Origin of the sequence: Kitasatospora sp. NPDC048296, from assembly GCF_043201815.1 — a bacterium.
GTDB lineage: Bacteria > Actinomycetota > Actinomycetes > Streptomycetales > Streptomycetaceae > Kitasatospora.
Window position 1 is genome coordinate 19,056 of the sequence record NZ_JBICZB010000016.1, and the last position, 13,213, is coordinate 32,268.

Genomic DNA, 13,213 nt, shown 5'->3' on the forward strand with positions numbered 1-13,213 from the left:
CGGGGGAGCAAGGGGCCGCAGGCCGCTACCCGAGGAGTGGGATCACCGATGGCCAAGGCGTTCGGCTTCGTCGACTACGGCGGACCGGAGACACAGGAGTTCCTCGACCGTCCCACGCTGGAGGCCGGCCCCGGTCAACTGGCGATCACCGTCCACGCCGCCGGGGTGAACCCGGTGGACTGGAAGGTCCGCCGGGGCTTCCTCGGCCGCGAGCGCCAACTCCCCGCCGTGATGGGCCAGGAAGCCTCCGGCGTGGTGCAGCAGGTCGGGCCCGGGGTCGCCGGGTTCACCCCGGGCGACGAGGTGTTCGGCCTCGCCGCTGCCGGAGCCTTCGCCGAACAGACCCTGCTGCGCGCCGAGTTGAGCGCCCTCAAGCCCGGGGCCGTCGACTTCGACCAGGCCGCGACGCTCTGCGTCTCGGTCGCCACCGCCGACGACGCCGTGCGCCAACTCGCCCTCGGCGCCGGGCGGACCTTGCTGATCCTCGGCATCGCCGGCGGGGTCGGCAGCGCCGCCGCCCAGATCGCCCGCAGCCAGGGCCTGACCGTACTCGGCACCGCGAGCGACACCAACCGCGAGTACGTGGAGTCCCTCGGCGCCACCCAGGTCCGCTACGGCGACGGCGTCGTCGAGCGGATCACCGCGGCGGCCCCCGACGGCGTCAACGGCGTCCTCGACCTGGTCGGCGGCGACGCCCTGAAGGCCGTGGCCGGGGTGATCGGCGATCGCAGCGAACTGGTCAGCACCGCCGACCCGACCGTCGCCGCCGAACTCGGCGGCCGCTATGTCACCCGCTCCACCACCTCCGAGACCCTCGCCGCCCTGGCCATGCTCGTCGCCACCGGTGACCTGGACCCCCAGGTCACCAACCGCTATCCGCTAGCCCGTGCCGCCGCGGCGGTCGCCGCGGTCGAGTCCGGGCACGCCCGCGGCAAGGTTGTCCTCGAAGTCTCCTGACACAACCAATACCTGACGAACAATCAGCTAAAGCAGCCGGAGAGCAAGAGCCATGAAGCAGACCTCCGTCACCACCAACGCCCCGTGCTGGGTCGAGCTGGGCACCTCCGACCCGGCCGCCGCCACGGCCTTCTACCGCGAGCTGTTCGGCTGGCGCCCCGACAGCGACGTCCGGCCCGACGCGGGCGACTACACCCAGATGTTCCTGGGCAAGGCCTCGGCCGCCGCGATCACCCCGCGGTACGCGCCGCAGCAGCCGATCGCCTGGACGGTGGCCTTCGCGGTCGCCGACGCCGGCGCCACCGCCAAGAGGATCGAGGCCGAAGGCGGCCGCGTCCTCAAGGCGCCCAGCGACGTGTTCGACCTCGGCGTCTTCGCGGTGGTCGCCGACCGGTCCGGCGCGGCCTTCATCCTCTGGCAGGCCCGCGCCTTCCCGGGCGCCGACGTGTTCAACGAGCCCGGTTCGCTCGGCTGGGTGGAACTGCTCACCCGCGACCCGGCCGGCGCGAGAGCCTTCTACCCGGCGGTCTTCGGCTGGTCCGTCGCCCCGTCCGAGCACTACACCCAGTGGGGCCTGGACGGCCAGGACTTCGGCGGCATGCTGGTGATGGGCGAGAACTTCCCGCCCGAGGTGCCGCCGCACTGGCTGCCGTACTTCTCGGTCGCCGACGTCGACAACACGGTCGAGCGGGCGGTCGCCCTCGGCGCGCAGGTGCTGATGCCGAGCTACTCGATGCCGGGCGGCCGGCGGATCGCCGTGCTGCGCGACGCCCAGGGCGCCGCGTTCGGCGTCTACACCGCCCCGGCGGGCAGCTGAGCGGCGGGCACCGAACAGCGGGCACTAAACGGCGGGGAGCTGAGCCGAACTCCGCGCAGCCCGCGAGCGCCACCCGCCCAGCGCCGCCGCCGCCGTGACCAGCAGCGCGCCCATCGGCACCACGTCGCCGACCCGGTCGTACCAGGTCAGCGTCCCCGGCGCGGTGAGCGGCAGCCGTACGGTCAGCGTCCCGGTGCGGTCGGTGCCGAGCCGGGCCAGCTCCCGGCCCTGGGCGTCGAAGGCGGCCGAGACCCCGGTCAGCGAGGCCTGCACGGCGGGACGCCCGGTCTCGGCAGCCCGGATCGCCGCCAGCGCGACGTGCTGCTCGGGCGCCCAGGTGTGCTGGAAGGTCGAGGTCGAGGACTGGTAGACCAGCACCCGGGCGCCGTCCCGCGCCGCCGTCCGGGCCATGTCCGGGAACGCCGACTCGAAGCAGATCAGCGCGCCGACCGGCAGCGGCCCGCCCGCCCGGTCGATGGCCGGCAGCACGTGGAAGGCGCTGCCGGGCGCCCGGTTCTCGCCCGCCGCCCGGCTGACCCCGGCGATCCAGCCGAGCGCCGGGCGCAGCGGGATGTACTCGCCGAAGGGCACCAGGCGGATCTTGCGGTAGCGGTCCACCACGCCCGCCGGGGAGACCAGCACCGCGTCCTTGGAGATCCGCCCGTCGGCCTTGCGGGCGTCCTCCCCGGCCATGATCTCGGCGCCGGTGGTCGCCGCGAGCCGGCGCAGGGCGTCCAGGGAGGCCGGGTCCTGGTCCAGGTCGGCGGCGGTGCTGCTCTCGCCCCACACCACCAGGTCCAGCGGCTGCCCGACCAGGGCGGCGGTGGCCCGGGCGCTCAAGTCGAACCGGGCCTGCGGGTCCTCCACGATGCCCGGCTGGACCAGCGCCACCGTCACCGCGCCGGTGCGCACCGGCGCCTGGCGCAGCGCGAACAGCAGCGGACCGGCGGCCAGCAGCAGTACGGCGGTCAGCGCCGCGACCGTCCGAGGCTGCCGGTGCACCGCGGTCAGTACGATCAGCACCGCGGTGTTCACCGCCGCAATCGCCGCGCTGACCAGCCAGATCCCGCCAGCCGAGGCCAGCCCGAGGATCGCCGGGTGCTGCCACTGGGTGGCGCCGAGCAGCGCCCAGGGCCCGCCGAGCGCGGGCCAGGACCGCGCGTACTCGGTGGTCACCCAGATCGCCGGGACGACCAGCAGCGCCAGCAGCGCCCGACGCGTGGTCAGCGCAGGGTGCAGCAGCCGGTGCACCGCGTACCCGACCGCACCCTGCAGCGCCCCGAACAGCACCGCGAGCACCGGCAGCCCGGGTCCGATGGACGGCAGCAGCCAGTACATCGCGGTCAGGATGAACCCCGCCCCGAACCACCAGCCGCGCACCGACGCCTCCCGCCCCGACGGGGCCCGCTGCATCAGTAGCAGCCCGGGAACCAGCCCGACCCACGCGAGCCAGGCCTGTCCCGGCGCCGGGAACGCCAGCACCAACACCGCCCCGGCCGCCAGCGCCCCGAACCGCGCCCGGTACCGGTGCGGCGCGCGCGGCGCCCGTTCCCCGGCGGTCGAGTCGGCGGTCGAATCAGCAGTCGAATCGGCCGCCGACTCGGCGGCCCGGGTGGCGGCCGACCCGTCGGCCGAGGCTGCGGCCGAATCGCCGGCCGGGGTGGCGGTCGTGCTCAGGGCTTGGCGTGCGTGAGCGATGCGGCGCGACATGCCCCGTATTGTCCGCTTGGGCGCCGAACGCCACCAGTGGCCCGGTCACCCGAATGGATGACGGGAACGCCACGTTTCGAACACGGTGGCTTCATGCCACTCGGCAGATCAGCCCTCGCCGCCCTCCAGGTCGCCCTCGGTCTCCAGGAACGCGGCCTGCAGCTGCTGGATCAGCTCCGGGTCCGGCTGCTCCCACAGTCCGCGGCTGGCCGCCTCCAGCAGGCGCTCGCTGATCCCGTGCAGTGCCCACGGATTGGCACCGGCCAGGAACTCCCGGTTGACCGGGTCGAGGACGTACTCCTGGGTCAGCTTCTCGTACATCCAGTCCGCGACCACGCCCGTCGTGGCGTCGTAGCCGAACAGGTAGTCGACCGTCGCGGCCATCTCGAAGGCGCCCTTGTAGCCGTGGCGGCGCATCGCCTCGATCCAGCGCGGGTTGACCACCCGGGCGCGGAAGACGCGGGCGGCCTCCTCGGTCAGGGTGCGGGTGCGGACCGTCTCCGGGCGGGTCGAGTCGCCGATGTAGGCGGTCGGTGCCTTGCCGGTGAGGGCGCGGACGGTGGCCACCATGCCGCCGTGGTACTGGAAGTAGTCGTCCGAGTCCGCGATGTCGTGCTCGCGGGTGTCGGTGTTCTTCGCGGCGACGGTGATCCGCTTGTACGCGGTCTCCATCTCCTCGCGCGCCGGGCGCCCGTCCAGCCCGCGGCCGTACGCGTAGCCGCCCCAGACCGTGTACACCTCGGCCAGGTCGGCGTCGGTGCGCCAGTCCCGGCTGTCGATCAGCTGGAGCAGGCCCGCGCCGTAGGTGCCCGGGCGGGAGCCGAAGACGCGGACGGTGGCCTTGCGCTCGTCGCCGTGCACCGCGAGGTCGGCCTGCACGTGGGCCCGGACGAAGTTGTCCGCGTCGGCCTCCTCCTGGGCGGCGGCCAGGCGCACCGCGTCGTCCAGCAGGGCGACCACGTGCGGGAACGCGTCCCGGAAGAAGCCGGAGATGCGCAGCGTGACGTCGATGCGCGGGCGGCCCAGTTCGTCCAGCGGGATCGGCTCCAGGCCGGTGACCCGGCGCGAGGCGTCGTCCCAGACCGGTCGGACGCCGAGCAGGGCGAAGGCCTCGGCGATGTCGTCACCGGCGGTGCGCATCGCACTGGTGCCCCAGAGCGAGAGCCCGACCGAGGGCGGGTAGGCGCCGTCGTTGTCGGCCCGGTAGCGCTCGATCAGCGAGGCGGCGAGCGCCTGGCCGGTCTCCCAGGCGAGCTTGCTGGGGACGGCCTTCGGGTCGACGGAGTAGAAGTTGCGGCCGGTCGGCAGCACGTTGACCAGGCCGCGCAGCGGCGAGCCGGACGGTCCGGCCGGAACGAAGCCGCCCTGGAGCGCGTGCAGTACGGCGTCCAGCTCGTCGGTGGTGGCTGCCAGGCGCGGCACCACCTGGGTGGCGGCGAAGTTCAGCACCTCGCGGACGGCCTCCGGCAGCCCGGCGGCGACCTTCTCCACCGCCTCGGGCGCCCAGTCCTGCGCCTCCATCGCCTCGACCAGGGCGCGGGCCTGTGCCTCGGCCGCGTCGGTGGCACCGAGGGTGAGTGCGGCCTCGTCCAGGCCGAGCGCCTCGCGCAGACCGGGCAGCGCGCTGACGCCGCCCCAGATCTGCCGGGCACGCAGGATGGCGAGCACGATGTTGACCCGGTCGGTGCCGGCCGGGGCCTGGCCGAGGACGTGCAGACCGTCGCGGATCTGGGCGTCCTTGACCTCGCAGAGCCAGCCGTCGACGTGCAGGAGGAAGTCGTCGAAGCCGTCGTCCTCGGGGCGCTCGTCGAGGCCGAGGTCGTGGTCCAGCTTGGCGGCCTGGATCAGGGTCCAGATCTGGGCGCGGATCGCGGGCAGCTTGGCCGGGTCCATCGCGGCGATGTTGGAGTGCTCGTCGAGCAGCTGCTCCAGTCGGGCGATGTCGCCGTAGGAGTCGGCGCGGGCCATCGGCGGCACCAGGTGGTCGACCAGGGTGGCGTGGGCGCGGCGCTTGGCCTGGGTGCCCTCGCCCGGGTCGTTGACCAGGAAGGGGTAGATCAGCGGCAGGTCGCCGAGGACGGCGTCCGGGCCGCACTCGGCGGACAGCGCGGCGGTCTTGCCGGGCAGCCACTCCAGGTTGCCGTGCTTGCCGAGGTGGATGACGGCGTGGGCGCCGAAGCCGCCGTCCTCCTGCGCGGCCTCGATCCAGCGGTAGGCGGCCAGGTAGTGGTGGCTCGGCGGCAGGTCGGGGTCGTGGTAGATGGCGACCGGGTTCTCGCCGAAGCCGCGTGGCGGCTGGATCAGTACCAGCAGGTTGCCGGAGCGGATCGCGGCCAGCACGATGTCGCCGTCCGGGTTCTGCGAGCGGTCGACGTACAGCTCGCCGGGGGCCGGGCCCCAGTGCTCCTCGACCTGCTCGCGCAGGGCCTGGGGGAGTGTGGCGTACCAGCGGCGGTAGTCGGCGGCGGGGATGCGGACCGGGTTGCGGGCCAGCTGGTCCTCGGTCAGCCAGTCCTGGTCGTAGCCGCCGGCGGCGATCAGGGCGTGGATCAGCGCATCGCCCTCGTGGCTGCCCTCGCCGTCGTCGAACGCGGGGAGGTCGTCCCCGAGGTCCATGCCCTCCGCGCGCAGCCGGTCCAGCAGGCGGACCGCGCTGGCCGGGGTGTCCAGGCCGACGGCGTTGCCGACCCGGGCGTGCTTGGTCGGGTAGGCGGACAGCACCAGCGCGAGGCGGCGCTCGGCGGCCGGGGTGTGGCGCAGCAGAGCGTGCCGGACGGCGGTGCCGGCAACGCGGGCGGCGCGCTCCGGGTCGGCGGCGTAGACGGTCAGGCCGTCCTCGTCCAGCTCCTTGAAGGAGAACGGGACGGTGATCAGGCGGCCGTCGAACTCCGGTACCGCGATCTGGGTGGCGGTGTCCAGCGGGGAGAGGCCGTCGTCGCTGGCCTCCCACTGGGCGCGCGACCAGGTGAGGCAGAGAGCCTGAAGGATCGGGCGGTCCAGGGCGGCGAGCGCGCCGGCGTCCCAGGCCTCCTCGTCGCCGCCGGCCTGGGCGTCGGCGGGGCGGGTGCCGCCGGCGGCCAGCACGGTGGTGACGATCGCGTCGGCCTCGCCGAGCGCGGCCAGCAGTTCGGGCTCGGCGCCGCGCAGCGAGGCGCAGTAGTAGGCCCTGGCCCGGGCGCCCCGGTCCTCGATCGCCTGGCAGAGCGTCTCCACGAACGCGGTGTTGCCGCTCATGTGGTGGGCGCGGTAGTAGAGCACCGCCACCGTCGGGCCGTCGTTGCCGCGAGCCTCGCGCTCCAGCGGACCCCACGCCGGGGCGGAGGCGGGCGGGGCGAAGCCGTGGCCGGTCAGCAGCACGGTGTCGGAGAGGAAGGCGCCCAGCTCGGCCAGGTTGGCCGCGCCGCCGTGGGCGAGGTAGGCGTGCGCCTCGGCGGCGATGCCGGCCGGGACGGTGGACAGCTCCATCAGCTGGGCGTCGGGAGCCTGTTCACCGGTCAGCACGACCACCGGGCGGGGGCCGGCCAACAGCGCGTCCAGGCCCTCCTGCCAGGCGCGCCGCCCGCCGAGCAGGCGGACCACCACGAGTTCGGTGTCCTCCAGCAGCGCGGGCAGGTCCTCGGGGGACAGCCGGGCCGGGTTGCCGAGCCGGTACGGGACGGAGCCGTTCGAAGCGCGGGCACTGAGCAGGTCGGTGTCGGACGTCGACAGCAGCAGAATCATGCGAAGGCCCTCCCGGCCTCGTCGGTGGCCGGGGTGGCCGGGGTGGCCAGGATGGCCGCGGTGGTGGCCGGGGACACGGGCGCGGGCATGCGACAGCGGGGGTGCATTACTGCCTTCCTCGGGGTCCGCGCCCCGGGCCGGTGGAGGACGGCGGGAGTTCCTGGCTCCCGCGGCCGACCGGTCTCCCGGTGAGCCGCGGTCACAGTGGCGGGACCGCACCGGGCTTGCACCGGTTTCCTCCCCTGCGCCGTCGCTGGCGTGCGGACGGTCCGCTGGGACCGCCCGGCAGCATCGTACGGGGTGCGGCTGACCTGGGGGAGGGCGAGTTCCACCACGTTCGGCACGGGGGTGGCGTACGGGCGGGCGCGGGGCCTGGGGAACGGCCCGGCGCGTGATCGGGCGCGGGGCCGGTGCGTGAGCCGGGAGCGTTGTGGGGTGACGCCGCGCGTGCCTCCGGGTGGCGCCGGGTGTGATGCAGCGGACGGAGGCAACCGATCGGATCATCTGTATGCTCGCCGCCATGCCACCGACACCCGACGCCACCGCGCCGGGCGCCGCCGTGCCCGACCGGGGGCGCGCCGACGCCTGCCCCGGGGCACTTCGTCTGCACCCGGCCGACGACGGCGCCCTCGCCCGGGTCCGCCTGCCCGGCGGCCTGCTGACGGACCGTCAGGCGCTGGCCCTGGCCGAGGCCGCCGAGGCCCTGGGCGACGGGGAGTTGGAGACCACCTCGCGCGGTAACGTCCAACTCCGCGGCCTGGCCCCGGACTGCGGCGCCGAACTCGCCGACCGGCTGCGCGCCGTCGGCCTGCTGCCCTCGGACACCCACGAGCGGGTGCGCAACATCGTCGCCTCGCCGCTGGCGGGGCTGGGCCCGGCCGACTCGGCCGATGTGCAGGCCTGGGTGCGGGAACTGGACGCGCGGCTGTGCGCGAGCGACTGGGCGGCCGCACTCTCCGGCAAGTTCCTGTTCGCGCTGGACGACGGGCGGGGCGACGTCGCCGCGCTCGACGCCGATGTGACATTGATCGCAGCTTCGGACGGGCCCGCCGTGCTGCGCCTGGGGCGCGCCGCCGCCGGACACCCGGTCGAGCCCGGGCAGGAGGTGACGGCCGTCCTGGACGCCGCCCGCACCTTCCTGGACGCGCTGCGCACCAGCGGCCGCAAGGCCTGGCACCTGCGCGAGGTGCCCGAGTTGCTGCCGGCCGGCACGCGGCCGCTGCCCGCCGCCACCGGCGCGGCGCCCGTCGTCGGCGCGCTGCCTGGCGGGCTCTCGGTGGGCATGCGCTTCGGGCGGGCGAGCACCGCGCAGTGGCGCGCGCTGGTCGCCGCCTCCGTCGGCGAGCTGCGGCTGACCCCCTGGCGCGGCGCGGTGCTGCCCGGCGCCCCGGCCGACCGGCTGCCCGCGCTCGAAGCCGCCGGCTTCCGTACCGCGCCCGGCTCGGCCTGGGAGCGGGCCACCGCCTGCACCGGGCTGCCGGGCTGCGCCAAGTCGCTGGCCGACGTCCGCGCGGACGCCGCGCAGGCGTTGGAGTCGGACGCCGCGCGGGCGTCGGAGGCCGGGCCGGGGGAGCCCGGGCCGGGCGGACTGCCAGTGCACTGGTCCGGCTGTGAGCGACGCTGCGGCCACCCGGCCGGGCGGTGGGTGGACGTGCTCGCCACGGGGCACGGCTACCGGGTGACGGTCAACGGGCCGGCGACGACCGCGGGCACTTCCGTGGACGTGAGGAACGAGCAGATGGCCGAGGCGGTCGCCGAGGCCAGGAGGACCACGAAGTGATCGAGTACGAGAAGGACGGCGCGTCCATCTACCGCCAGTCCTTTGCCACCATCCGCGCGGAGGCCGATCTGGCCGCCCTCCCGGCGGACGTCTCCCAGGTCGCGGTGCGGATGATCCACGCCTGCGGAATGGTCGACCTGGTCGAGGACCTGGTGTACTCGCCCGGCGTGATCGCCTCGGCGCGCGCGGCGCTGCACGCCGGTGCGCCCATCCTCTGCGACGTCAACATGGTCGCCAGCGGCGTCACCCGCAAGCGGCTGCCCGCCGACAACGAGGTGATCTGCACCCTCACCGACCCGTCGGTGCCCGAACTCGCCCGGAAGATGGGCAACACCCGCAGCGCGGCCGCCATGGAGCTGTGGCTGCCCCGGCTGGAGGGCGCGGTGGTCGCCGTCGGCAACGCGCCGACCTCGCTGTTCCGGCTGCTGGAGATGATCGAGGCGGGTGCGCCCCGCCCGGCCGCGGTGATCGGTGTCCCGGTCGGCTTCATCGGCGCCGCCGAGTCCAAGCAGGCCCTCGCCGAGCACCCGTCCGGCCTGGAGCACCTGGTGGTGCGTGGTCGACGCGGCGGCAGCGCGATCGCTGCTGCGGCTGTCAACGCGATTGCGAGCGAAGAAGAGTGACGGAACAACAGGCCACTGTCGGTCGACTGTACGGTGTCGGCCTCGGCCCTGGGGACCCTTCGCTGGTGACCGTCCGCGCCGCCGAACTCATCGGCAAGGCCGACGTGGTGGCGTACCACAGCGCCCGGCACGGCCGCTCCATCGCGCGCTCGATCGCCGAGCGCTATCTGGTGGGTGGTCAGATCGAGGAGAAGCTGGTCTACCCGCTCACCGTCGAGACCACCGACCACCCGGGCGGTTACCGGGGCGCGCTGGACGAGTTCTACGAGGAGGCCGCCGCCCGACTGGCCGCCCACCTGGACGCCGGACGCGACGTGGTGGTCCTCGCCGAGGGCGACCCGCTGTTCTACGGCTCGTACCAGCACATGCACAAGCGGCTCGCACACCGCTACCCGACCGAGGTGGTGCCCGGCGTGACCTCGGTCAGCGCGGCGGCGGCCCGGCTCGGTCAGCCGCTGACCGAGGCCGAGGAGACGCTCACCGTCATCCCGGGCACCCTGCCCGAGGAGGAACTGACGGCGCGGATCGCCGCCGCCGACTCCGCCGTGATCATGAAGCTGGGGCGCACCTTCCCGACCGTCCGGCGGGCGCTGGAGCGGGCCGGGCGACTCGAGGACGCCCAGTACGTCGAGCGCGCCTTCATGGCCGGGGAGCGCGTCGCGCCGCTCGCGGAGGTCGACGCCGAGACCGTCCCGTACTTCTCGGTGGCGGTGCTGCCGAGCAGGGTCGCGCCACTGGAGCCCACCGTGCGGCTGTCGGACGGCACGGGCAGCGTGACCGTGGTCGGCACCGGGCCGGCCGGGCCGCTCTGGCTCACCCCCGAGGCGCGCGGTGCGCTGGCCGAGGCCACCGACCTGGTCGGCTACACCACCTACCTGGACCGGGTGCCGGAGCGGCCGGGGCAGCGGCGGCACGGCTCGGACAACAAGGTGGAGTCGGAGCGCGCCGAGTTCGCCCTGGAGCTCGCCCGGCGCGGGCACCGGGTCGCGGTGGTCTCCTCGGGCGACCCGGGCGTCTTCGCGATGGCCACCGCGGTGCTGGAGGTCGCCTGCGAGGAGGTGTACCGGGACGTGCCGGTGCGGGTGCTCCCCGGGATGACCGCCGCGCACGCGGCCGCCTCCCGGGCGGGGGCCCCGCTGGGACACGACTACGCGACGGTCTCGCTGTCGGACCGGCTCAAGCCCTGGGAGGTGGTGGCGAAGCGGCTGCGCGCCGCCGCCGAGGCGGACCTGGTGCTCGCGCTGTACAACCCGGGCTCGAAGTCCCGCACCACCCAGGTCGGCCTGGCCCGGGACCTGCTGCTGGAGTACCGTGCGCCGGAGACCCCGGTGGTGATGGCGCGCGACGTCGGCGGGCCGACCGAGCGGATCCGGATCGTGCGGCTGGGCGAGCTGGACCCGGCGCTGGTCGACATGCGGACGATCCTGCTGATCGGCTCCTCGCAGACCCAGGCGGTCGAGCGGGGCGGCGGCGTGGAGGTCGTCTGGACGCCTCGGCGGTACCCGGAGGCGTGACGGCGGGCCGCTGACGGCGCCCGCCGCCTGCGACGCACGACTGACAGATGACAGCTAACAGATTTCGTTATCTGTTAGCTGTCATCTGTCTTCTGTTCGCCTTTACCTGGCAGCCGTCACCTGGCAGCTGCCAGCTCCTGCTGCCGCGTGCGTCACCGAGTCGGCTTGGTGATCAGCAGCTCGGTGTTGTGGTCCTCCCCGGAGCCCAGCAGCGCCGAGACCCTCCCGTTGGGGTCGTTGTACGACAGCTCGCGGTACAGCGCCGCGAGATTGGCGTCCGAGGTGCTGCCGAAGTCCGTCCCGTACGGCGCGGAGGACTCGATCAGCGTGGTGAACAGGGAGAGCGTGCCGTCCCCGTTGTCCGCGATCTCGATGATGCGCCCGTGCTGCGGGTAGTCGATGTGCGAGGCGGTGTTGATCTCCCAGAACGCCCGCTCCGGCACCGGGTGGCCGTGCGCCGTGATCTTGTTCATGTGGGTGTGCCCGTTCACCCACGCGACCACGTTCGGGTAGCGCTGCAGCAGGGCGACCAGTTCGTTGCCGTCGTGCCGCTTCTCGAAGATGTTGCGCGGGTCCGGCAGCAGGTTGCCCATCGAGCCGCTGGTGTGGTGGCTGAAGACCAGGATCACGTCGTCGGTGCTGCCGCCCGTCACCCGGTTCCCGTTGGTGTCGTACCAGTGCCCGCTGTGCGCCTTCAACTGCTGCTCCAGCCAGCGCAGTTGAGTGGTGCCCAGGGAGCCGTCGGCGAACCCGGCCTGGTTGGTGGTGTCCAGGCTGATGCCGACCACCTTCTCCGAGATCCGGAAGGTGTAGTAGAGCTTGCCGCTGCTCACCATGTCCGAGGTGAAGCCGTGCCCGTACGGACCCGCGCCGGTGACGGCCGGGTTGAGGTGGGCCTTGGCGAACTCCTTGAGTGTGAACGGGTGCCGGCGCTCGTCCGGGGTCACCCGGCGCACCGCCTCCCCGCTGGCGAGGAGCTTGGCGAGCAGCAGCACGGCGCCCGCCGGGTCGCGGCGCAGCGAGTCCATCAGCTGGGCCGCGGTCGCGTCGTCGCAGCCCTCCAGCTTGTACTCGCCGGTGTAGAGGTCGTTCAGCAGCCCGAAGTCGGGCAGCGTGCCCTCGATGCTGTCGTCGTGGTTGCCGACCGTGGTGTACCAGGGGGTGTGCAGACCCGGTGCGTCGAAGGGTCGGCCGGCGGCGGTGAGGAAGCCGGGTATCTGCGGGAAGCCCTTCGCCTTGTAGCTGTCGTTGTAGGCGAGTTCGGGGTTCCAGAAGGCGGAGTTGCCGGAGTTCTGCACGCCCTCGTAGCGGCTGAGGTCACCGGTGTTCTGGGCCATCCGCCCGCCGCCCATGACCGTGAGGTACCAGTCGAGCTCGGCCAGCTCGTGGTTGTCGGTGTTGTCACCGGTGGCCATCACCATGCTGAACGGCATGCCGGTGTAGGGGCCGCCGTCGAGCGAGTTGACCCGCTCGACGAGGGCCGACACCCCGCGGGCGTTCAGGGTCTCCTGCGGCCGGTAGGCACTGCCGTTGCTCTTGGCCAGGAACTCGAAACGCACCGGGGACTCGGTGTCCACCAGGTGCAGATCGCTGAACTGGACGAAGCTGGCCAGCCCGGTGCGGCGGTCGTCCCGCCCGGCGCCGGGCGCCGCGAGGTCCCCGCGCACCATCAGCGGCCAGCCCGGTCCGGCCGTCAGCCGCTTGTAGGAGCCGGTGCCGACCGGAGTGGCCACCTGCTCCAGGGTGGTGCCGGTCACCTTGACCGCCCGCGCGGCCGTGGTCGCCAGCGCCTGATCGCGCGCCGCGGCCGAGGCGAACTGGGCGCCGCCCAGAGACAGGGCCGACCAGGCGGCGGCCACCGACGTACCCGTGAGGAACGTACGACGTCTCATCCCTGCCACAAAAACCCCCACATGCTGATGGCCCGGCCGGGCAAGCGTCCCGTCCGCCGGACCTGAGTGTCATGAACCCGCTTCTGGCGGAGCGACAGATTACCCACCGGTAGGCCCCGGGTGTTAGACCCGTGCGGAGAACTCTTCGGGAACGCGGGACAGCACCACCTCCGCAGCTCGCGCGCGGTGGCCCGGTCCGG

Annotated in this window: 8 protein-coding genes and 1 riboswitch; of the genes, 5 read left to right on the plus strand and 3 right to left on the minus strand. The window is 73.8% G+C overall.

The genetic code is table 11. The features are described from left to right. Positions 1 to 48: 48 nt before the first annotated feature. Both ACGF12_RS12570 and ACGF12_RS12575 read left to right on the plus strand, forming a co-directional pair. Complete coding sequence (locus ACGF12_RS12570; protein ID WP_393028282.1) at positions 49 to 957, plus strand: NADP-dependent oxidoreductase; 909 nt, start codon at positions 49 to 51, stop codon at positions 955 to 957. A 52-nt stretch (positions 958 to 1,009) separates the two neighbouring features. Beyond that, positions 1,010 to 1,774: a VOC family protein gene (locus ACGF12_RS12575; RefSeq protein WP_393028283.1), complete on the plus strand. Its 765-nt coding sequence runs from the start codon at positions 1,010 to 1,012 to the stop codon at positions 1,772 to 1,774. A gap of 24 nt (positions 1,775 to 1,798) precedes the next feature. Here ACGF12_RS12575 and lnt read toward each other — a convergent pair whose 3' ends face one another. Together lnt and cobN are read right to left on the minus strand one after the other, a co-directional pair. After that, the gene (gene lnt, locus ACGF12_RS12580; protein ID WP_393028284.1) at positions 1,799 to 3,484 is read right to left on the minus strand and encodes an apolipoprotein N-acyltransferase; all 1,686 of its coding nucleotides are present in this window, start codon (positions 3,482 to 3,484) and stop codon (positions 1,799 to 1,801) included. Positions 3,485 to 3,592: 108 nt separating this feature from the next. Further along, positions 3,593 to 7,204, minus strand: coding sequence for a cobaltochelatase subunit CobN (gene cobN, locus ACGF12_RS12585; RefSeq protein WP_393028285.1), 3,612 nt, complete (start codon positions 7,202 to 7,204; stop codon positions 3,593 to 3,595). Positions 7,205 to 7,358: 154 nt separating this feature from the next. Next, positions 7,359 to 7,444: riboswitch (cobalamin riboswitch) on the minus strand. Between the two features lie 280 nt (positions 7,445 to 7,724). Here cobN and ACGF12_RS12590 point away from each other — a divergent pair. The 3 genes from ACGF12_RS12590 to ACGF12_RS12600 are packed head-to-tail and all read left to right on the plus strand — an operon-like array spanning position 7,725 to position 11,121. Next, entirely contained in the window at positions 7,725 to 8,984 is a 1,260-nt protein-coding gene (locus tag ACGF12_RS12590; protein ID WP_393028286.1) for a cobalamin biosynthesis protein CobG, read from the plus strand. Continuing rightward, complete coding sequence (locus ACGF12_RS12595) at positions 8,981 to 9,607, plus strand: precorrin-8X methylmutase (protein WP_393028287.1); 627 nt, start codon at positions 8,981 to 8,983, stop codon at positions 9,605 to 9,607. Before ACGF12_RS12590 ends, ACGF12_RS12595 begins: the two co-directional genes overlap by 4 nt. Then, complete coding sequence (locus tag ACGF12_RS12600; RefSeq protein ID WP_393028288.1) at positions 9,604 to 11,121, plus strand: precorrin-2 C(20)-methyltransferase; 1,518 nt, start codon at positions 9,604 to 9,606, stop codon at positions 11,119 to 11,121. The genes ACGF12_RS12595 and ACGF12_RS12600 overlap by 4 nt, the downstream gene beginning before the upstream one ends. A 152-nt stretch (positions 11,122 to 11,273) precedes the next feature. Here the strand turns inward: ACGF12_RS12600 and ACGF12_RS12605 are convergent, their stop codons facing one another. Then, entirely contained in the window at positions 11,274 to 13,013 is a 1,740-nt protein-coding gene (locus tag ACGF12_RS12605) for a TIGR03767 family metallophosphoesterase (RefSeq protein ID WP_393028289.1), read from the minus strand. Between the last annotated feature and the right edge of the window lie 200 nt (positions 13,014 to 13,213).